This window comes from Mycobacterium sp. NGS67 (assembly GCF_059812185.1).
Genome location: NZ_JCALCF010000005.1, coordinates 189,529 through 211,507 on the forward strand (window position 1 = coordinate 189,529; position 21,979 = coordinate 211,507).

Annotated in this window: 10 protein-coding genes; 3 read left to right on the plus strand and 7 right to left on the minus strand. The window is 69.7% G+C overall.

Going from position 1 to position 21,979, the window contains the following annotated elements; all coding sequences use genetic code 11:
- Nucleotides 1–76 precede the first annotated feature (76 nt).
- The gene (locus tag AC5Y4D_RS06595; RefSeq protein WP_500036760.1) at nt 77–709 is read left to right on the plus strand and encodes a hypothetical protein; all 633 of its coding nucleotides are present in this window, start codon (nt 77–79) and stop codon (nt 707–709) included.
- Here the strand turns inward: AC5Y4D_RS06595 and AC5Y4D_RS06600 are convergent.
- Nucleotides 696–1,652 carry an SDR family NAD(P)-dependent oxidoreductase gene (locus AC5Y4D_RS06600; RefSeq protein ID WP_500036812.1) on the minus strand — a complete coding sequence of 319 codons (957 nt, stop codon included), beginning with the start codon at nt 1,650–1,652 and terminating at the stop codon, nt 696–698. The genes AC5Y4D_RS06595 and AC5Y4D_RS06600 overlap by 14 nt on opposite strands.
- A gap of 2 nt (nt 1,653–1,654) precedes the next feature.
- The gene (locus AC5Y4D_RS06605; RefSeq protein WP_500036761.1) at nt 1,655–2,869 is read right to left on the minus strand and encodes a cytochrome P450; all 1,215 of its coding nucleotides are present in this window, start codon (nt 2,867–2,869) and stop codon (nt 1,655–1,657) included.
- A 93-nt stretch (nt 2,870–2,962) separates the two neighbouring features.
- Between AC5Y4D_RS06605 and AC5Y4D_RS06610 the strand changes: the two genes are divergently transcribed.
- Nucleotides 2,963–3,592 carry a TetR/AcrR family transcriptional regulator gene (locus AC5Y4D_RS06610; protein ID WP_500036762.1) on the plus strand — a complete coding sequence of 210 codons (630 nt, stop codon included), beginning with the start codon at nt 2,963–2,965 and terminating at the stop codon, nt 3,590–3,592.
- Here AC5Y4D_RS06610 and AC5Y4D_RS06615 read toward each other — a convergent pair.
- The 5 genes from AC5Y4D_RS06615 to AC5Y4D_RS06635 all read right to left on the minus strand — a co-directional run bounded on the left by AC5Y4D_RS06615 (nt 3,589) and on the right by AC5Y4D_RS06635 (nt 21,413).
- A complete protein-coding gene (locus AC5Y4D_RS06615; protein ID WP_500036763.1) occupies nt 3,589–5,184 on the minus strand; it encodes a PE family protein in 1,596 nt (531 codons plus the stop codon). The genes AC5Y4D_RS06610 and AC5Y4D_RS06615 overlap by 4 nt on opposite strands.
- A 47-nt stretch (nt 5,185–5,231) precedes the next feature.
- Complete coding sequence (locus AC5Y4D_RS06620; protein WP_500036764.1) at nt 5,232–7,766, minus strand: PEP-utilizing enzyme; 2,535 nt, start codon at nt 7,764–7,766, stop codon at nt 5,232–5,234.
- 10 nt (nt 7,767–7,776) lie between these two features.
- Nucleotides 7,777–20,202 carry a type I polyketide synthase gene (locus AC5Y4D_RS06625; protein WP_500036765.1) on the minus strand — a complete coding sequence of 4,142 codons (12,426 nt, stop codon included), beginning with the start codon at nt 20,200–20,202 and terminating at the stop codon, nt 7,777–7,779.
- A gap of 329 nt (nt 20,203–20,531) precedes the next feature.
- Nucleotides 20,532–20,921 carry a hypothetical protein gene (locus tag AC5Y4D_RS06630; protein ID WP_500036766.1) on the minus strand — a complete coding sequence of 130 codons (390 nt, stop codon included), beginning with the start codon at nt 20,919–20,921 and terminating at the stop codon, nt 20,532–20,534.
- A gap of 132 nt (nt 20,922–21,053) precedes the next feature.
- On the minus strand, nt 21,054–21,413 hold the full coding sequence (locus AC5Y4D_RS06635) for a hypothetical protein (protein ID WP_500036767.1): 360 nt from the start codon (nt 21,411–21,413) through the stop codon (nt 21,054–21,056).
- A 172-nt stretch (nt 21,414–21,585) separates the two neighbouring features.
- Between AC5Y4D_RS06635 and rbpA the strand changes: the two genes are divergently transcribed.
- Nucleotides 21,586–21,921, plus strand: coding sequence for an RNA polymerase-binding protein RbpA (gene rbpA / locus AC5Y4D_RS06640; protein WP_083114870.1), 336 nt, complete (start codon nt 21,586–21,588; stop codon nt 21,919–21,921).
- Nucleotides 21,922–21,979: the final 58 nt, after the last annotated feature.

The following is a 21,979-nucleotide window of genomic DNA, read 5'->3' on the forward strand; positions in this document are numbered from 1 at the left end:
ATCGACGGTAGCGGAATCGTCGCGGGCACGGCGCGGGTAGCGCCGAAATCTGCTGTCTGGCGGCTAGCCTCATGTCATGCGGATCGCCGCGCTGGTCGCAATACCGTTGCTGGTCGCCGGTTGCTCGCACTCGAACACCGGTGAACCGGCAACACCGGGGACGGGGTCCACGTCGGCCGTACCGACCAGCAGCAAACCGGCGTCGACCCCACCGGTGGCCGGGGCGCCGATCGGGGCCGTCATCGCCTGGATCGAAGCAGCTCATCCGGTCGATCCGGCCCGCTACCAGCTCGCCGGCAATACCGCGTTCAGCGCTGCGGGAGCCAAGGCCAAGTGCACGACGGACGCCGAGCACACCGCCGGCCTGCTGTCGTGTCTGGTCGAGCTGGCCAGTCCCCCGCCGCCTCCCGAGACGGCCTATGGCGAGTGGAAGGGCGGGTGGGTCGACTTCGACGGTGCCCACCTGCAAATCGGCGCGGCGCGCGCCGATCCGGGGCCGTTTCTGGCCGGCACCGGGGCGGAGTTGGCCAACGGTGACGCGGTGTCCTTCGGCGACTTTCGCTGCCGCGCAGACCAAGCCGGCCTGTTCTGCGTGAATTACGCCCACCAGTCCGCCGCCCGGTTCAGCGCCGCGGGTATCGAACCGTTCGGGTGTCTGAAGTCGGTGCCGCCACCCGACGGTGTCGGTGTGGCGTTCAGCTGCTCATGATGGTGGCGAACAGTTCGGTCATCTCGTCGCCGGGGCCGCCGGGAACGGTATAGCCCGTTTCGTCGCGGATTTCCTGGAGATGGTCACGCACCTGCTCGACGGACAGCGTGGGACTGTAGAAACCTCTGGTCCGGCCGACGAAGAACCGGGCGACGTGGCCGGCGCCCACGGTGTAGATCTCGCCGGAAACCGGACAGTCCGCGTGCGTCAGAAACGCCGCAACCGGGGCCACCAGCCCCGGATCCAGCCTCCGAAGGTATTGCCCGACAAGGTCATCCAGCACCGCCTGCGCGCCCGGATCGTCCGGGTCACCGGTCTGATCGATGGAGTGCGTCAACATCCGGGTGAGCGCGATCGGCGAGATGGCGTTGACCTTGATGTTGTCGTTGGCGCCTTCGGCCGCCAGCACGCGCGTCAAACCGATCAGACCGGTCTTGGCCGCCCCGTAGTTGCTCATGTTCTCCGCGCCCAGGATCCCGGCGGCCGAGCAGGTGTTGAGCACGCGCCCATACCGCTGCTCGCGCATCACTTTCCACGCCGGGCGGGTCACGTGGAACGCACCCTTGAGGTGCACGTCGAGCAGCGGTTGGACACGGTCGGCGGTCATGTCCTCGAACGGCGCGTCACCGACGATCCCGGCGTTGTTGATCACGATGTCCACCCGCCCCCAGGCCGCCAGCGCGGTGTCGATGATCGCTTGTCCGCCTTGGGGGTCGGTGACACTGTGCGTGTCGGCGACGGCCTGGCCGCCCTGTTCGCGGATCGCTTCCGCGACCGCGTCGGCCGCCGCGGCGTCGGATCCTTCGCCGGTCACCGACGATCCGATGTCGTTGACCACGACCCGCGCGCCGCGGGAGGCCAGCAGTAGCGCGTACTGCTCACCCAGACCTCCACCGGCGCCGGTGATCACGGCTACTCGGTCGTCGAAGCGCAGGCCGTTCACCGTCACCAACTGACCGGCAACTCTTTCATGCCGTAAATGTCGGATGATTCCTTGAATTGCAGCCGATCCGCCGGCACCGCTAGCTTCAATCCGGGCAGCCGCCGCGCCAGCGTCGCGAATGCAACCTGCATCTCGACGCGCGCCAGGTTCGCCCCGATGCATTGGTGCACACCGTAGCCGAAACCCAAGTGGCCGCGGGTGTTTCGGTCGGGATCGAGGACTTGCGGATTGTCGACGAAGTCGGCATCCCAGTTCCCGGCCGGCAGATTCATCAGGACGGCGTCCCCGGCACGGATCAACTGACCGCCCAGCATCAAGTCTTCGGTCGCTATCCGGTCCACCTGGCTGTGCACGATGCTCAGGTAGCGCATCAGCTCCTCGACGATGTTGGCGATGACGGTGTGATCGTCGGTCTGCCCGAGACGGGCGAACAGTTCCGGATTCTCCAGCAGCGCAACCGTTCCCAGCGAGATCATGTTGGCGGTGGTTTCGTGACCGGCCTGCATCATGATCACGCTGGTCATGCCCGCGGTCTCCCGGTTGAGCTGCCCGGTCGCCACATAGTCGGTGACCAGCCGGCTGATCAGGTCGTCGCCCGGCTCGTGCTGCTTTCGATCCACCAACTCCTGGATGTAGGAGTACATCGCCATGAAGGCCTGCGCCTTCTCTTCGTCGGAAGACCGGGTGTCCAGACCGACCGTGGTGTGGTGCTGGAAGATCTCCAGATCCGCGGGCGGCACCCCCAGCAACAGGGCGATCACCATGGACGGCACCGGCAGCCCGAAGTCGCGGACCAGGTCGGCGGGGGGTCCCTTGTCGATCATGCGGTCCAGGTAGTGGTCGACCAGCTCCTGGATCTGCGGACGCATCGTCTCGGTGCGCCGGAAGGTGAAGTTGGTGGTGAGCATTCGGCGCAACCGGTGGTGCTCGGGATCGTCGACCCGGGCGAACATCACCGGCGTGTTCTCGGTGCTCTGCGGCTTCATGAAATCCGGGATGGTGTCCGCCGACAGCCGTGGATCGGTCAACGCCGCTCTGATGTCCTGATAGCGGCTGACCATCCAGGCCGGTTGGCCGTGCCACATCACCCGCCGCAGGCCCTGCCCGTCGCGCCAGTCGGCGAATTCGGTGGGCGGCGCCAGCGGGCAGTGCGGCGCGCGTGGGACGGGAATCACCGGCAGGTCCGGTTCGGAGCGCACATCGGAAGTGGTTGACATCAAAGCTGATTCCCGTTAAGTGTCAGAGGTCTGCCAGTTGTTCGAGCGTAGAGCTGTCGGCATCGGCAGTCAACCGGCGGTTACGCTGTAGCGGTGACAGCCGTCGAAGACCGGCCGACTCTGCGAGCCGATGCCGCCCGCAATGTCGAGCGGATTCTGCGTGCCGCGCGGGACGTCTACGGCGAACTCGGTCCGGACGCCCCCGTGGAGGCCGTCGCGCGTCGCGCCGGCGTCGGCGAGCGGACCTTGTACCGCCGGTTCCCCACCAAGGGCGAACTGGTCCGGGCGGCCCTGGATCAGAGCATCGGCGAGGAACTGGGCCCGGCGCTGGCTGATGCACTGCGTTGCGCCGACCCGCTGCGCGGCCTCACTCAGTTGATCGAAGCGGCGATCACGCTCGGAGCCCGGGACCAGAACCTGTTGATGGCCGCCCGACGCGCCGGATCGTTGACCGCCGACGTCTCGGAAGAGTTGAACGAGGCGCTCGGCGAGCTGGTGCGCCGCGGGCAGCGGGAGGGTCGCATCCGCGCCGACCTGGTCGCCGACGACCTACCCCGGCTGATCGCGATGCTCTACAGCGTGTTGTCGACGATGGACACCGGCAACGGCTGGCAACGCTATGTCGCGTTGATCATGGACGCGATCACGATCGGTGAGCGACGCCCGCTGCCGCCCGCGCCCGCGTTCTGCTTCCGGCCCGAGCCCAACAGCTGGTCGCTCTAGCCCGCCGCGCCGGTGCTGCCGTCGCTGCCGAACAGCAGCCCCGCCGCGCCGCCAGTGCCGCCCGGGCCGCCGGCGCCGACGATCGCGCCCTGTCCCCCGGACCCGCCTGCGCCACCATTGCCGCCGTCGCCGACCAGGGTGGTCGATCCCCCTTCGCCGCCGGCCCCGCCCGGCCCGCCGGCTGCGGTGTCCGACGATCCACCGACCCCGCCGCGACCACCGCCGCCGCCGTTGCCGAAGACCCAGCCACCGGAGCCGCCGCGACCGCCGCGCGCCCCGGCTCCCCCCGCATCGCCGGCGCCGTTCGCCTGACCGCCGGCGCCTCCCGCACCGCCGAACCCGCCGTCGCCGAACAGCCTGGCGGCACCGCCCGCGCCACCGACACCGCCGTCACCACCCGCGCCGTTCGCCTGGGTCAGCGCGTCGCCGCCGGCTCCGCCGGCACCGCCGTTGCCGAACAACCAGCCACCCGCACCGCCGCTGCCGCCGCTGCCGCCGGTTTCACTGAAGTGCCCGCCGCCCAGGCCGCCGCCGCCTCCGGCGCCGCCGGACCCGATCAGCCCGGCATTGCCGCCGAGACCGCCCGCGCCGCCGATGCCGCCGGCAGCGCTGGTCCCGCCTCCGCCGCCGGTCCCGCCGTTGCCGAACAACAGCCCGCCGCTGCCCCCGGCACCTCCGGCGCCGCCGAGTCCGCCAGTGTCTGCGGGGGCCGTGGCCGCGGCACCGTGGCCGCCGGCCCCGCCGTCGCCGACCAACCACGCGTTACCACCGGCGCCACCGATCCCGCCGTTACCCGCCGCGGTGGCCAGACCACCCGCGCCGCCGGCTCCGCCGTTACCGGCCCACAGTCCGCCCCATCCACCGGCACCGCCGTTGCCGCCGCCGTTGCCGCCGCCGTTGGCGCCCTGCCCGCCGGCGCCACCGCCCCCTCCGGCACCGAGCAGGATCGCCTGGCCGCCGGCCCCTCCGAGACCGCCGATACCGAGCGGAGCATCACCGCCGGCGCCCCCGACGCCGCCGTTGCCGAACAACCAGCCGCCGTTGCCACCCGAACCTCCGACGGCTCCTTCGGCGCCCGCACCGCCCGCACCGCCATTGCCCAGTAGTCCCGCGGCGCCGCCCCGCCCGCCGGCCGGATGGGCACCGCCGCCAGAACCGCCGGCGCCGCCGTTACCGAACAGCAGTCCCCCGGCGCCGCCGTCGGCTCCGGTGCCCGCGGCCCCGTCGGTGCCGTTGCCGATCAGCGGACGGCCCAGCACCAGCTGGAACGGCGTGTTGATCAGGTTGAGCAGGTCGGTCAGCGGCGCCGCGGCGGCGGTTTCGGCACTTGCATACGCCTGGGTCGCGGCGGAGAGTGTTGCCACGACCTGGGCGTGGAAGGTTTCCGCTTGCGCGCTGAGCGCTTGATACCCCAGCGCGTGCCGACCGAACAGGGCCGCCACGGCCGCCGACACTTCGTCGGCCCCGGCGGCGAGCACCTCGACCGTCGGGGTTGCGGCAAATGCGTTGGCGGCGTTGACCGCTGACCCGATTGTCGCCAATTGCGCTGCGGCAGCCGACATTAACTCGGGCGTGGCAACCACGAACGACATTGCGCACCTCCCGGCCCTCGTCGGACGTGCAGCACAGAGTAGCTCGATCAGGGTTCGAGAAGGTGGATTTCACCCGTCGTGCCGTCGACTTCGACCAGCGCACCCGAGGGCAACACGCGGGTCGCGTCCCGCACGTCGACGACGCACGGGAACCCGAACTCGCGGGCCACCACGGCGGCATGGGACATGGGCCCGCCCAGCTCGGTGACCACCGCGGCGGCGTAGCAGAACGCGGCGGTGTAGCCGACGTCGGTGACTTCGGCGACGAGGATCTCGCCGGGTTGCAGGTCGTCGATGGTTTCGGGGCGCACGATCCGCACCCGCCCGCGCACCCGGCCGCCGCAGACGCCGACTCCGCGCAGGGTGTCCCCGCCGGCCAGCACCGCCGCCGACGACGTGGTCGGCTGCCAGGCGCCGCTGAACACGATCGGTGGGACGACGGCGATCAGGCGGCGCTGCTCGGCGCGACGCCGGGCCACCAACTCGGAAACGTTGGGCGGCAACGCGTCGAGCTCGTCGACCAGCAGGTAGAACACGTCGTCGGGGGACCCGAACACGCCTTCCTCGGCCCGCCGACGTCCGTACTCGCGCAGCAGCCCGCGCAGCACCCAGATGGCGCGCACCATCCGGTCGCGGCGCACCTCACGGTCGCGCAGCTGCCGTGCGGCCAGCACAGCAATCGTCTTGGCGCGCAACGGAATCGGTGTGTGTCGTGGTGCCGGCGCGGGCGGTGCGCCGAGTGTCTTGGTCACCATCCGGATCAGCAGCTCAGGATCGTCGGCGTAACTCGTGGACAGCATCTCGACTTCGGCCGGGCCGCGGTGTCCCATCAGTGCCAGCTCGGCCAGCACCGCGGAGTGAAACTCCGGAGCCTCCACGGCCAGCTTGTCCAGTCGTTCGCCGGGTTCTGCGAGCACACGCAGCACCGTCGGATCGGAGCGGGCCGCCGTCACCAGGCGCTGCACCGCCTCCACCGACCGGGCGCTGACCAGTTCCGGTCCGGCCGCCGGGGCGGTCTCCCGTCCGCACAATCCGCGCAGCAACACGTTGAACGCCGCGCACAGCATGAACGAACCCGACGCCAGCAGCCAACCGTGCACGACGTGGTCGCGCGCCAACAGGATCAAGCTGCGCAGCCTCCGATCGCCGAGGCCGGCGACGTCGTCACCGACGAGTTGTTCCAGGCGCTCGATATCGGCGATGTAGTCACCGGTGTCGAGCGGCGAGCCGGCGGACAGCCCCACCAGGTTGACGCCGAACACCCCGATGTTGCGCAAGGTCCGCAGTTGGCGGCGAACGGGATCGGTCTGCGACGGTGGCCGTTGGTCACCGAAGATCGGCAGCGAGGCCATGCTCGGACCGAAGAATCCGCTGTTGCTGACGATGGTCGTCGGTTTGGCGAACGGGACGGTCTCGGCCATGAAGTGCGCTGACGTGATCGCGCCGTAGAGCCGGTGCGCGAACACCGCGACCGTGCGCATCGCGATCTCCTTCTGCACCACACCACCCGGCCGCAACCGTTCGGCGATGCCGACACCGCCGGCGCGGAGTCCCCGTACCGTCACCGACGCCGACGACGGCGAGAACGGCCCGGGCAGCGCCTCGGACAGGTTGGTGGCCAGGAACGTCGGGAACCGCGGGTCGATCGGGGTGTCGAACTCGCCGTTGGCCCCTTCCGGGCCCGCCAATTGCGGTACGACGCCGTCGTCTGCGGCGGTGTCGACCGCCGGCAGATCCTGGACGGGCGCCAATCGCCACGGCACCGACAGCACCCGCTTGCCCAGCGTGACTCGACCTCGCACCGCCAAGGCGAAATCCTCCAGGCATTCCTCGGCGGTCCAGGCCGGGGTGAACTCCCAAACGTGCTGCAACCGCGAGGTATCCAGCAGCGCAGCACTCCGCAGGACCGAGAAACGGCTTCGCCCGGCGAGTTTGGTCCCGACCGGCAGGACCCGACGACCCAGGGCCGCCGCCACCTGCCGCCAGGTCAGCGAGCCTGACGCCGCGAGATTGACTGGGCCGCTGACGAACTCGTCGCGCACCAGTGCTGCGTTCAGCAGCCGCAGCGCGTCGTCGATGTGCACCAGTTGCACCCGGCGATCGGCGGAGTCGACGGGTAGCACCGGTAGCGCCGCGACACGGCGCAGCTCGTCGTCGGCACCGCGACCCACCACGAGCGGCAAACGGACCGCGACCCACGGTGTTCCGGACGCCGCAAGCAGCCGTTCGGCCTGCGCGTGTCCGGGGCCGTCGGAAGCCATCGGAACGTCTTCGGTCACCGGTCCGATCACGTCGCCGTAAACACGCGCCGAAGACGCGAACACGATGCGTTTGCTGTCGGCGTGCAGGACCTCGGACATGGCGTCGGGTGCGGGCTCGAGATGCGCGACCGCGTCCGCGCCGGAAACGGCCCGCCGCACCGTCGCCGCGTCGCGGAAGTCCGTGGCAACGAACTCGGCTGCGCTCGGCCAGCTTTCGGGCCGGCGGGTGCCGATCCCCACCACTTCGTGGCCCTGGCTGAGCAGCCTGGCGACCAGGCCGCGGCCGAGGACTCCGCTGGCCCCGGTGACGGCGACCCTCACTGCATTGCCACTATTCGTCGTCGTCCATGAACGCCGCGCTGACCAGATCGTCGAGGTCCATGTCGGCGATGTCCTTCACGGCCGTCCCACCCGGCGCCTCCTGGGCGCCGTTGCGGTCGCCGTCCGTTGGGTTGGCCTCGTCGGCAAGGCTCAGCAACAGATCCAGCACGCCGGCCTGACGCAGTCGCCGCACCGGAATGGAGGCGACCACCCGCTGCAGCTCCTCTTCACCCGGCGCCGCGGGTTGAGCCTGCGGGCTGTCGCTGCCCAGCAACTCCTGGCGGAAGTAGCCGGCCAGCGCCGCCGAGTTCGGGTAGTCGAAGATCAGTGTCGGCGAAAGCGGCAGGCCGGTGGCGGCTTTGAGCCGGTTGCGCATCTCGACCGCGGTCAGCGAGTCGAAGCCCAGTTCCTGGAAGGCGCGGTCGGGATGGATGGATTCCGGTGTGCCGCTGCCCAGTACGGTGGCGATGTGCGAGCGCACCAGATCCAGCAGGATGGTGTGCTGCTCATCCTCGGGCAGGCCGTCCAGGCGTTGCAGCAGCGCGGATTTCGACTTGGCGGCGGCCAGTGAGTCGTCGACCTGCCGTCGCGCCGGCGCGTTGATCAGGTCGACGAACATCGGCGGCAACGTGCCGGCGTCGAACTTGGCGCGCAGCGCCACCAGGTCGATGTGGGCCGGCAGCAGGAACGGCTCGTCGAGGATCAGCGCGGTGTCGAGCAGTTCGAGTGCTTCGTCCGACGACATCGCCACGATGCCGTCGCGGGCGAAGCGGGCCAGATCGGCCTTGCCCAATTCGCCGGTCATGCTGCTGGTCTGGTCCCACAGCCCCCAGCCCAGGGAGATGGCCGGCAGCCCGTGTGCGTGCCGGTGGGCGGCCAGCGCGTCCAGGAACGAGTTGCCCGCCGCGTAGTTGGCCTGACCGGAGGCGCCGGCCAGACCTGCGATCGACGAAAACATCACGAACGCAGACAGTTTCAGGTCGCGGGTCAACTCGTGCAGGTTCCAGGCAGCGTCGATCTTGGCCCGCAGCGCCGCATCGACGCGGTCCGGGGTCAGCGACGTCACCACCGCGTCGTCCAGGGTCCCCGCCGCGTGGATCACCGCCGACAACGGATGCTGCGCCGGGATGGAGGTGATCACCTCGGCCAAGGCGTCCCGATCGGCGGCGTCACAGGCGATCACCCGAACATCGGCGCCGGCCGCGGTCAACTCTTCGGTCAGTTCCGCCGCCCCCGGGGCATCCGGCCCACGACGACTCACCAGCACCAGGTGGCGCGCCCGGTGGCGGGTCACCAGGTGCCGGCCCAGCGCGGAACCCGCCATGCCGGTGCCGCCGGTGATCAGGACCGTCCCGTCCGCCACCGCAGAACTGGTGCTCATCACCACCTTGCCGACGTGACGCGCCTGGCTCAGGTAGCGCAACGCGGCCGGTGCCCGTCGAACGTCGAACGTGGTGACCGGCAACGGATTCAGGACGCCGGCGGCGAACAGTCCGGACAGTTCGCTCAGCATCCGCTGGATGTGGTCGGGCCCGGCCTCGAACAGGTCGAAGGCGCGGTAGCGCACTCCGGTGTGTTGCTCGGCCACCACAGCGGCATCGCGGATGTCGGTCTTACCCATTTCCAGGAAGATCCCGCCCGGGGTGACCAGTCGTAGCGAGGCGTCGACGAAATCGCCGGACAGCGAATCGAGCACGACATCCATTCCGGCTGCGCCTGCCCTGGCGGCTACCGCGCGGAACTTCTCCTCGAACTCCAGGCTGCGCGAATCGGCGATGTGATCGTCGTCGAACCCCAAGGCCCGCAAGGTGTCCCACTTGCCCTTGCTGGCGGTGGCGAAGACCTCCACACCCCAGTGCCGGGTCAGCTGCACCGCGGCCATGCCCACCCCGCCGGCGGCCGCATGCACCAGCAGCCGTTGGCCGGGCCGCACATCGGCGAGGACCTTCAGCGCGTAGTAGGCGGTCGCGAAGACCACGGGGGCGGTGGCCGCGGCAGTGTCGGACCACCCGGCCGGTATCTCGATCAGCAGCCGTTCGTCGGTGGTGGCCACGGTCCCGGTTCCGTCCGGGAACAGCCCCGTGACCCGAGTGCCCACCGCGAAACGGGTTGCCTGCGAACCGGTTTCGATCACCGTTCCGGCGGCCTCGACGCCCATGGCCGCGTGCGCGTCGGGGTAGAGTCCCAGCGCGATCATCACGTCGCGGAAGTTGGCGGCCATCGCCGTGGTGGCGATGCGGACCTGACGCGGCGGCAACGGGCCCTCGAGGTCGGGGATCGGTTCGGCGCGCAGGTTCTCGAACGTGCCCGGGGTGCTCATGCCCAGTCGCCAGGCGCCCTCGGCGGGCAGGGTCAACAGCCCGCGTGCGGCGCGGCTGCCGTGTACCCGTGCGATGTGGGTGGTTCCGTTGCGCAACAAGACCTGCGGCTCACCCACCGCCAGGACGGCCGCCGCTTCGTCGTCGCCGATGGATACGTCGGTGTCCACCAACACGATCCGGCCCGGATGCTCGGTCTGGGCCGACCGCACCAGGCCCCAGACCGCGGCTCCGGCCAGGTCGGTGACGTCCTCGCCGGGCGCCGCCACGGCGCCTCTGGTGACCACCACCAGCACTCCGGCGTCGTGTTCGGCGAGCCAGGACTGGACGGCACGCAGCGCGGCGTGCGTCGCCGCGTACACCCCGGCGAGGGTGTCGCCGGCGACGGGTTGCGACTCGAACACTTGGTAGACCGGGGTGCCATCGGTCGTTGACGCCGGTGACGGCGACCAGACCACGTCGAACAGCCGGTCGGCGCCGGAACCGGACAGGGCGGCCTTGAGCTGCTGCTCGGTCACCGGGCGGGCCACCATCGAGGCCACCGACAACACCGGCAGACCCAGCGCATCGGCCAGTTCCACCGACACCGACGACGGTCCGGTCGGCGTGATGCGGGCCCGCACCGCCGACGCGCCCGCCGCGTGCAGAGATACGCCCTGCCAGGAGAACGGGACCAGGACCCCGTCGGCACGGTCGATCACATCCCCGGTCGCGATCAGCGCGTGCAGGGCCGCATCCAGCACCACCGGATGCACCCCGAAGCCCGCCGGGGACAACCCGGCCGTGGCAGGCAGCGTCACTTCGGCGAACACGTCGTCACCGCGCCGCCACATCGCTGTCAGACCCTGGAACGCCGGGCCGTAGCCATACCCACTTTCGGCCAGCCGCTCATAGGTTCCGGACACGTCCACCGGCTGGGCTCCCATCGGCGGCCACACCGACAGATCGGTACCGGACTGCGCGGCACCGGCACTCACCGATCCCTCGGCGTGCAGCAGCCATCCCGATCCCTCGGCGCGGGAGAACACCGACACCGGGCGGGAACCGGTTTCGTCCGCGGCGTCGACCACGACTTGTACCGCCACCGAACCCGATTCGGGCACGATCAGCGGAGCGGCCAGGGTCAGTTCGTCGACCACCGAGCAGCCGACCTGGTCGCCGGCGCGGATGGCCAGCTCCACGAAACCGGCACCCGGGAAGATCACCACGCCACCCACCGCGTGGTCGCGCAGCCAGCCGTGGGCGGCCGAGGAAAGCCGACCGGTCAGCACCACCCCGCCCGACGACGGCAATTCGACGACCGCGCCCAGCAACGCGTGCTCGCCCGCGGTCAAGCCCAAGCCGGCCGCGTCTACCGTCGCGCCGTCATTGGACAGCCAAAACCTGCGTCGCTCAAAGGCATACGTGGGTAGTTCGACGAAATCGGCCTGCCCCAGCAACGCCTGCCAATCCACCGGCACACCCGCGACGAATGCCTGGGCCATCGCAGTGGTCAGCGTCGTCAGTTCGGGCCGGTCCTTGCGCATCGTGCTGATCGTGGCGACCGCGGCATCGGGCAGCGACTCTTCGATGGCGGCCGTCAAACCACCGCTGGGACCGACCTCGAGGAAGCGGGTCGCGCCGGCCGACTGCGCGAAGCGGATGCTGTCGGAGAACCGAACCGCTTCCCGCACATGACGTTTCCAGTAGGCGGCCGTGCCGAAGTCGTCTCCGGCGAGCGCGCCGGTCACGTTCGAGATGACCGGGATTGTGGGCGGCCCGAACGGAAGTCCGGCGGCGACCGCCCCGAACTCGTCGATCATCGGGTCCATCAGTGCCGAGTGGAACGCGTGTGACACCGCGAGCGGGTGGACCCGGCGACCGTCGGCACGGAATTGGTCGACCAGCGCGGCCACCTGGTCGGAGGCACCCGAAATGACCACCGAGGCAGGGCCGTTGACCGCGGCGATGCTGACCTCGGGACCCAGCAACGGCCTGACCTCGTCCTCGGTGGCCTGCACCGCGGCCATGGCGCCACCGGCATCGAGGCGCTGCATGAACCGGCCCCGCGCGGCAACCAGGACCGCGGCGTTCTCCAACGACAGCACACCGGCCACGTGTGCGGCCGACAGCTCGCCGACGGAATGCCCCATCACGAAATCGGCTCGCACACCCCAGGATTCCAGCAACCGGAACAGCGCGACCTCGACGGCGAACAACGCCGGCTGCGCGAACTCGGTGCTGTTGAGCAGGCTTTCCTCCGGACCCCACATCACCTCACGCAGTGGGCGCAGCAGGTGGCGGTCCAATTCGGTGACGACGGCGTTGAACGCCTCGGCGAACACCGGATAGGCCGCATGCAATCGTATTCCCATGCCCAGCATCTGGGCGCCTTGACCCGGGAACACGAAGGCGGTCTTGCCGGGCTGGGCGACCCCTTGGATGCCTGCACCGGTCCCATCCTCGGAAGCCAACTCCGAGAGGCCGGCCAGCAGAGCGTCCCGGTCTTCACCGACGACGACCGCGCGGTGCTCGAAGGCGCACCGGCTGGCCAGGGACCAACCGACGTCGACGGCATCCAAAGCGGCTCGGGCACCGATGTATTCGGCCAACCGGGCCGCCTGCGTGCGCAGCGCCGCGGCGGACTTGGCCGAGACGACCCAGGGCACCGCATGCCGCACCGGGCCGGGCTCCCGAGGCGGCGCCGCCGGCACCGACTCGATGATCACATGCGCGTTGGTGCCGCTGATCCCGAACGACGACACCCCCGCGCGCCGGGGCTCGTCCTCGGCCGGCCACCCCTGAGATTCGGTCAGCAGCGCAACCGAACCGGTCGTCCAGTCCACATGCGGACTGGGGGCGTCGACGTGCAACGTCGCCGGCAACACCTCGTGCCGCATCGCCTGGACCATCTTGATCACACCGGCCACACCGGCACCGGCCTGGGTGTGACCCATGTTCGACTTGACCGACCCCAACCACAGCGGTTGGGTGCGGCCCTGCCCGTAGGTGGCCAGCAACGCCTGGGCCTCGATGGGATCGCCCAGCGTGGTGCCGGTGCCGTGCCCCTCGACCGCATCCACATCGGCCGCCGACAAACCCGCGTTGGCCAGCGCGGCCCGCACCACCCGCTGCTGCGAGGGACCGTTCGGCGCGGTCAAGCCGTTGGAGGCGCCGTCCTGGTTGATCGCCGAGCCCCGCACCACCGCCAGCACCGGATGCCCCAGCCGCTGCGCGTCGGAAAGCCGCTCCACCACCAGCATTCCGCCGCCCTCGGAGAAGCCGGTGCCGTCGGCCGCGCCGGCGAAAGCCTTGCACCGCCCGTCGGCCGACAGTCCGCGCATGCGGCTGAACTCCACGAAGATGTCCGGTGTGGCGTTGACGGTGACCCCACCGGCCAGCGCCAGATCGCACTCCCCCGACCGCAGCGACTGCACCGCCATGTGCAACGCCACCAACGACGACGAACACGCCGTATCCACCGAGACCGCCGGACCTTCCAGACCCAGCACATACGCCACCCGGCCCGACGCAACACTCGAGGACTGTCCGGTCAACCGGAAACCCTCCGCGGTCTGCGCAGCGCCGATCCCGTAACCCTGGGTGTACACACCGGCGAACACACCGGTCGCGCTGCCGCGCAGTGCCGCGGGGTCGATTCCGCTGCGCTCCAACGCTTCCCAGGACAGTTCCAGGAACAGACGTTGCTGAGGGTCCATCGCCAGCGCTTCACTGGGCGCGATCCCGAAGAACGCGGGGTCGAAATCGGCGACACCGTCCAGGAAGCCGCCGGTGCGGGTGTAGCAGGTGCCGGCGACGTCGGGATCGGGGTTGTAGAGCCCGCCCAGGTCCCAGCCCCGATCGGTCGGGAAATCCGACAGCACATCGCGGCCGCGGATCACCATGTCCCAGAGGTCTTCTGGGGATTGCACCCCACCCGGGTAGCGGCACGACATGCCGACGATCGCGATCTGGTCGTCAGTGGTGTCGGTGCGCACCGCCGGGACGTGCTTGATCTCCTGCGGCACGCCGGCGAGTTCGGTGCGGATGTAGGACGCCAGGCCGTTGGGGGTCGGATAGTCGAAGATGAGGGTGGGTGAAAGCGAAAGGCCGGTCGCGGTTTTGAGCCGGTTGCGCATCTCCACGGCGGTCAGCGAGTCGAAACCCAACTCCTGGAAAGCTTTGTCGGGGTCGACGGCCTCCGGGGTGACGTTACCGAGCACCGTGGCGATGTGGGAACGCACCAGGTCCAGCAGCAGAGCATGCTGCTCGGGTTCTGACAGCGCGTGTAGGCGTTGCGCGAGAGCAGATTTCGACTTGGCTGCGGCCAGTGAGTCGTCCACCTGACGGCGGGTCGGCGCGTTGACGAGATCGCGGAACATCGGTGGCACCGCGACCGCGTGGGCCCGCAACGCGGACAGGTCGATACGGGCGGGCACCAGGAACGGCTCGTCGACGATCAGCGCGGTGTCGAACAGTTCCAGCGCCTCCTGCGACGACAACGCCAGGACCCCTTCGCGGCCCAGACGTGCCAGATCGGCGGCGTCCAGCCCGCCCGTCATGTCGCTGGCCTGATCCCACAGCCCCCAGCCCAGCGACATCGCCGGCAGCCGGTGGGCGCGCCGGTGCGCGGCCAGTGCGTCCAGGAAGCAGTTCGCCGCCGAATAGTTGGCCTGCCCCGACGAGCCCACCAGTCCGGCCATCGACGAAAACAGCACGAGCGCAGACACATCCAGGTCGCGCGTCAACTCGTGCAGGTTCCAGGCGCCGTCCACCTTGGCCCGCAACACCGGCTCAACCCGCTCGGGTGTCAGGGAGGTGAGCACCGCATCGTCGAGCACCCCGGCGGCATGGATCACCGCCGACAGCGGCCGCTGCACCGGGATGTCGGCGATCACCTTCGCCAAGGTCGGCCGGTCTGCCGCGTCACACGCCAGCACCTGCACCTGGGCGCCCGCGGCCTCGAGTTCGGCGGTCAACGCCACGGCTCCCGGCGCATCCGGGCCGCGACGGCTGAGCAGCAGCAGGTGCCGCACCCCGTGCCGGGCGACGACGTGACGCGCCAACGCCGAACCGGCCATGCCGGTGCCACCGGTGATCAGCACCGTGCCCTGTGCCCATGCGTCGGGCAGGGTCAGGACGACCTTGCCGATGTGGCGCGCCTGGCTCAGGTATCGCAGCGCCGCCGGTGCCCGCCGGATGTCGAACGTCGTGACCGGCAACGGGCGCAGCACGCCGGTGTCGAAGAGTTCGGCGAGGTCGAGCATGTACTCGTGCATGCGAGGACGGCCGGGTTCGAACAGGTCGAAGGCCCGGTACCGCACGCCCGGGTACTCCTGGGCGACCGCGCCGGGGTCGCGGATGTCGGTCTTGCCCATTTCCAGGAAGATGCCGCCGGGTGCGACCAACCGCAGTGAGGCGTCGACGAATTCGCCGGCCAGCGAGTCCAGCACGATGTCGAATCCCGCCCCACCGGTGACGGTGCGGAACTTCTCCTCGAACTCCAGGCTGCGCGAATCGGAGATGTGGTCCTCGTCGAATCCCATCGCGCGCAGCGTGTCCCACTTGCCCTTGCTGGCGGTGGCGAACACTTCCAGACCCAGGTGCCGGGCCAGCTGGGTGGCGGCCATGCCCACACCACCCGCGGCGGCGTGGATCAGGACCCGTTGCCCCGGTTTGGCGGCTGCCAGGTCGATGAACGCGAACCACGCGGTGGTGAAGACGGCCGAGATCGCGGCGGCTTCGGCGTAGGTCCAGTCCGAAGGCATCGGCAGCAGCAGTCGGACGTCGCCGGGCACCAGGGTGCCGCTGGTGTCGGGGAAGAAGCCATACACCGCGTCGCCGACCGCGAAATCGGTGACGCCCGGGCCGACTTCGACGACCACACCGGCACCTTCACCGCCCAGCAGCGCTTCGTGGGTGAACATGCCCAGGGTGATCATGATGTCGCGGAAGTTGGCCGCGATGGCCCGCAGCGCGACCCGGACATAACCCGGCTGCAACGGGGCGCCGGCGTTCGGCACCGGTTCCAGTTGCAGATTCTCGAATGTGCCTGCGCTGCTGAGCCCCAGCCGCCACGGTCCCTCCCCGGACGGTGGATCCAGGATGCCGTCGACGGCACGACTGGCGCGCACCCGCGGGGTGAAGGCCTGCCCCGCCCGCAGCAACACCTGCGGCTCCCCGACCGCGAGCGCGGCCGCTACCGTCGAATCATCAACGGGCACATCGGAATCGACCAACACCAACCGGCCCGGATTCTCGGTCTGCGCCGAGCGCACCAGACCCCAGACCGCCGCACCCGGCAGATCGGTGACGTCGTCGCCCGGCAGCGCCACCGCGCCTCGGGTCGCGACCACCAAGACTCCCGATTCATGGTCGCTCAGCCAGGACTGCACGGCGGTCAGTGCGCGACGGGTGCGCTCATATGTTCCGCTCACCGGATCGGTATGCAACGCAACGGATTCGAAGATCTGGTAGGACGGGATGTCGGTGCCGGCGGAGGTGGCCGGCGCCCAGGCCATCTCGAACAGCCGGTCGGGACCGGTCCCGGAGACCGCGGCCCGCAACCGCTGCTCGGAGATCGGGCGGGCCGCCATCGCCTGCACCGACAGCACCGGCAGACCCAACCCGTCGGCCAGTTCCACCGAGACCGCCGACGGCCCGACCGGCGCGATCCGGGCCCGCACACTCGACGCCCCCGCGGCATGCAACGACACGCCCTGCCAGGAGAAGGGCAGCACCACGTCGCCCGCCGGGTTCGCCAGTACCGCCGCGTGCAGCGCGGCGTCCAGCAGGGCGGGGTGCACGCCGAACCCGGTGGCGCCGCCGGCCGCCTCCGGCAATGTCACCTCGGCGAACAATTCCTCACCCCGGGACCACAATGCGGTCAGCCCGCGAAACGCCGGTCCGTACCCGTAGCCCTGCTGGGCCAGCCGCTCGTAGCCGTCCGACAGGTCGATCCCGACCGCACCCGCCGGAGGCCAGACCGACAGGTCCGCGCCGGGTTCGACGGCCGCGGCGCTCAAGGTTCCCTCGGCATGGCACACCCACGCGCCGTCGACGTCGGCGTGGGAGTAGATGGACACGCTGCGCTGCCCGGTCTCGTCGGCGGCGGCACCGACGACCACTTGCACGGCAACCGAATTGCCGCCGGGAATCACCAGCGGGGACCGCAACGTCAGCTCGTCGACCACCGAGCAACCGACCTCGTCGCCGGCGCGGATCGCCAACTCCACGAACCCGGTTCCGGGGAATACCACCATTCCCGACACCGCGTGGTCGGCCAGCCAGCCCTGCGCCGTCGGCGACAGCCGTCCGGTCAGCACGACCCCGCCCGAGGCCGGTAGCTCCACCACCGCCCGCATCAGCGGGTGTTCGCTGGCAGCCAATCCCAGACCCGACGCGTCGGCGTCGAAAGCTTCGCTGGACAGCCAAAAGCGCCGCCGGTCAAAGGCATACGTGGGCAACTCCACCAAACTCGCCCCGGCCAGCGCGCCGCGCCAGTCCACTGCGACGCCGGCAACACAGGCCGCGGCGGCCGAGGACAGGAATCGCCGCAGCCCGCCGTCCTCGCGTCCCAGGGTCGGCACCACGATCGGTTCGGCGTCGCCCGCCACACAGTCGTTGACGGTGTTCTCGATGCCGGTGATGAGGGCCGGGTGCGGGCTGGATTCGATGAACACCCGATACCCGTGCCCGCACGCGCTGCGCACGGCCTGGTCGAGCTGCACCGTCTGGCGGATGTTGCGATACCAGTAGTCGGCATCCAGATCGGCGGTGTCCAAACGGCTTCCGGTCACCGTCGAGAAGAATGCGATACGCGACGACGTCGGTGCTATCCCGGCCAGCACCTCGGTGAGTTCGCTGCGGATGGCTTCGACCTCGGCCGAGTGCGACGCGTAGTCGACGTCGATGCGGCGGACGCGCAATTCCCGGTCCGTGCACACCGCGATCAGTTCCTCGAGCGCGGTCACCTCCCCGGACACCACGACCGCCGACGGACCGTTGACGGCGGCGATGTCGATACGGGTACCGAACGGCGCCAACAACTCACGCGCCTGCTCGACACTGCACGCGATGGACACCATGCCACCGGGACCGGCCAAACCGGTCAGCAGCCGGCTGCGCAGCGTGACCACCTTGGCGGCGTCTCGCAGGGACAGTCCGCCCGCGACGAAAGCGGCGGCGATCTCACCTTGGGAGTGCCCGATGACCGCGTCGGGGCGCACCCCGAGCGACTTCCACAGTTCGGCCAAGGACACCATGACCGCGAACAGCACCGGCTGTACGACGTCGACGCGGTCCAAGCCGGGCGCACCGGGCGCGCCGCGCAGGACGTCGATCAACGACCAGTCCACGAACTTCGCGAACGCCGCCTCGCACGCCTCGATCTGACGGGCGAAAGCTGGTGCGGTGTCGAGTAATTCGACGCCCATGCCGACCCATTGGGAGCCCTGGCCGGGAAAGACGAAGACGGTTTTGCCGACCGGCGCAGCGACACCGCGGATGACCGTGGCGGCCGGGGCGTCGTCGGCCACCTCGGCCAACCCGGCCAGCAATGCCTGCCGGTCCGCGCCGACCACGACGGCGCGGTGCTCGAAAACCGACCGGCCCGCCAGGGACCAACCGACGTCGGCTACGTCCAAATCGTCTCGGGCACCCAGGTATTCGGCCAGTCGGGCCGCCTGCGACCGCAACGCGGTCTCGGACTTGGCCGACAGCATCCACGGCACCGCGGGCCGCGTCGGGCCGGGCTCGCGCGCCGGCGACTCCGGCACCGACTCGATGATCACATGGGCGTTGGTGCCGCTGATCCCGAACGACGACACCGCCGCGCGGCGAGCGCGGTCGCCGGCCGGCCATGCCTGCGACTCGGTCAGCAGCGCAACAGAACCCGCCGACCAGTCCACATGTGGGCTGGGTGCGTCGACGTGCAGCGTCGCGGGCAACACCTGGTGCCGCATCGCCTGCACCATCTTGATCACGCCCGCGACTCCGGCGGCGGCCTGGGTGTGGCCCATGTTCGACTTGACCGACCCCAACCACAGCGGCTGCGTGCGCCCCTGTCCGTAGGTGGCCAGCAACGCCTGCGCCTCGATCGGATCGCCCAGTGTGGTGCCCGTGCCGTGACCTTCCACCACGTCCACCTCAGTGGCCGACAATCCGGCGTTGGCCAGCGCAGCCCGCACCACCCGCTGCTGCGAGGGACCGTTCGGCGCGGTCAAGCCGTTGGAGGCGCCGTCCTGGTTCACCGCCGTGCCCCGCACCACGGCCAGCACCGGATGACCGAGGCGCTGCGCGTCCGAAAGCCGCTCCACCACCACCATGGCGCCGCCCTCGGACCAGCCGACGCCGTCGGCGGCTTGCGCGTACGCCTTGCACCGCCCGTTCGGAGCCAGGCCACGATGCCGGCTGAACTCCACGAAGACCGTCGGGGTGGCGTTGACGGTGGCGCCGCCGGCCAGGGCCAGGTCGCACTCTCCCGTGCGCAGCGACTGCACCGCCATGTGCAACGCCACCAGCGACGACGAACACGCCGTGTCGACCGACACCGCCGGACCTTCCAGACCCAGCACGTAGGACACCCGGCCGGACGCGACACTGGACGTCATACCGGTGAGCCGGTAGCCCTCGATCTCTTCAGCAAACATGCCGTAGCCCTGGGCGATGATCCCGGCAAACACACCGGTGGCGCTGCCGCGCAGTCCGCCCGGGTCGATCCCGGCCCGCTCCAGCGCTTCCCAGGACAGCTCCAGCAGCATCCGGTGCTGGGGGTCCATGGCCAACGCCTCGCTCGGGGCGATCCCGAAGAACGCCGGATCGAAGTCGGCGACGCCGTCGACGAAGCCGCCGGTGTTGGCATAGGTCTTGTGCGCCGCGTCGGGATCGGGGTCGAACAGCGCGCCCACGTCCCAGCCGCGGTCGGTCGGGAATTCCGAGATCACGTCGCGGCCGTCGGCGACCATCTGCCACAGGGCTTCCGGGGAGTCGACGCCACCGGGGAACCGGCAGGACATGCCCACGATCGCGATCGGCTCGCTGGCCCGCTCCAGCAGCGCGCGGTTGGTGCGCTTCAGGCGCTCCACCTGCACCAGCGCTTTCCGCAACGCCTCGGTTGCGTGCTGGAGTTGATCAGCCATTACCAAACCCCTCGGTTAATTCGGTCGTCTCTGACCCCCGCTGCGGCGTTCGCCGAGCCTTCAGAGGTGCTGCATGAAGCGGCGGCTTCGTGCTGCGCTCCGACCAAGAATGTCGCTGGTGAGTATCGCCAACTCCGGCAGGATTTCAAAAACGTCAGATGCTCCCGGCTTCGGCGAAAAGCTGCTGGGCATCCCGGTGCCCGCGCAAGTTGGTGATCGATGGCCCTGCACTCCCTTGTACACCCGGGCCTTCAGTCATTGCGCGACTGTACCGCGCCTCGTGACGACGTCTCCGTTGTTCTCGCAGGGCGGCGACGTCAGGGCCGGGCTCAGGGCACCGAAGTCATGCTGCCGCTGACCGTGGAGGTACTGCCCTCGAGTTTGTACTTCAGCGAGAACGTCTTGCCGCTCGGCTCGCTGAGCGTCACGGTGCCGGTTCCCGTCATCGCCTCGCGCGAACCGGTGGCCTGGTTGGCCTTCAACGTGCAGTCGAACGACGCGCCCTGCCGAGCTTCGATGGTGGCCGGGCAGGTCGCGGCGACCGACCCGGAGTCCAAGCTCTGTCTCCCGTTCGATTTCAGCCCCTGTAGAGCTACGACGATCCGGTTTTCGATGTCAGCGCTATTGACGCCGGACGCCTGGCTGGTTGTCGTCGTCGACGATTTCGATCGTCTTTTCTGCTGTTTCCGCGAGGGGCCGCAACCCGTGACCAGCAGCACGATTACCAGGACAACCGATACGGCAACGATTGCTGTGCGCCTCATGGCATCCCCTCCCAGCTATCTGGCGATTAACACTAGCTTCATGGTCAACGCCAAACAAGGTATTGAGCAGCAAAGCGAACGGGCGCTTCAGACGCCGACGCGCCGCCACCCGTCGGCCGCCCGGGCGGCCCGCAGCAGTTCGTCGCACAGCTCCCGCAACTCCGCGGTTCCCGCGTTTTCGTCGACCGCGGTGGCCACGTCTTCGGCAGCGCACCGGAGCTGGTAGACGCGATCCGAGAGGTCGGCCGCCTCCTCGGCGGACAGCACCACGGCGTCGGGCGAGAGGGTCGACTGAGCTCCTGCCTCACCCCTGGCGACCATTGCCCGCTGCTCGTAAGCCCGCTGGCGGCACGATTGCCGGCAGTACTGGCGACGACGTCCCATCCCGACGTCGGTCACGTCCCGACCACACCAGCGGCACGGTTGGGGACGAACACGACGGGTCACGGCTGCCGACTTTAGTCCGATCCTGTCCGCGATCCCGGTATCATCGAGTGTCGCGTCGCGCGTTTGCCGCGATCCCCGAGCCGGGAACTACGTAAGCAGTCTTAACGTTTGCTTAGAGAGATTCGCATGACGGGAGCATCGAGAGCTCACCGGACCCAAAGGAGCAGCACCAATGGCTGATCGTGTCCTGCGAGGCAGTCGCCTCGGAGCCGTGAGCTATGAGACCGACCGCAATCACGACCTGGCGCCACGTCAGATTGCGCGCTATCGCACCGAGAACGGCGAAGAGTTCGAAGTTCCGTTCGCCGACGACGCGGAGATCCCTGGCACCTGGCTGTGCCGTAACGGTATGGAAGGCACCCTGATCGAGGGTGACCTGCCCGAGCCGAAGAAGGTCAAGCCGCCGCGTACGCACTGGGACATGCTGCTGGAGCGCCGTTCGGTCGAGGAGCTCGAAGAACTGCTCAAGGAGCGCCTGGAGCTGATTCGGTCGCGGCGGCGCGGTTAGGCGTTACGCGCGGGCTAGCTGCGCTCTGCCTGCTGCACGGCTTTGAGCGTGCATCCTT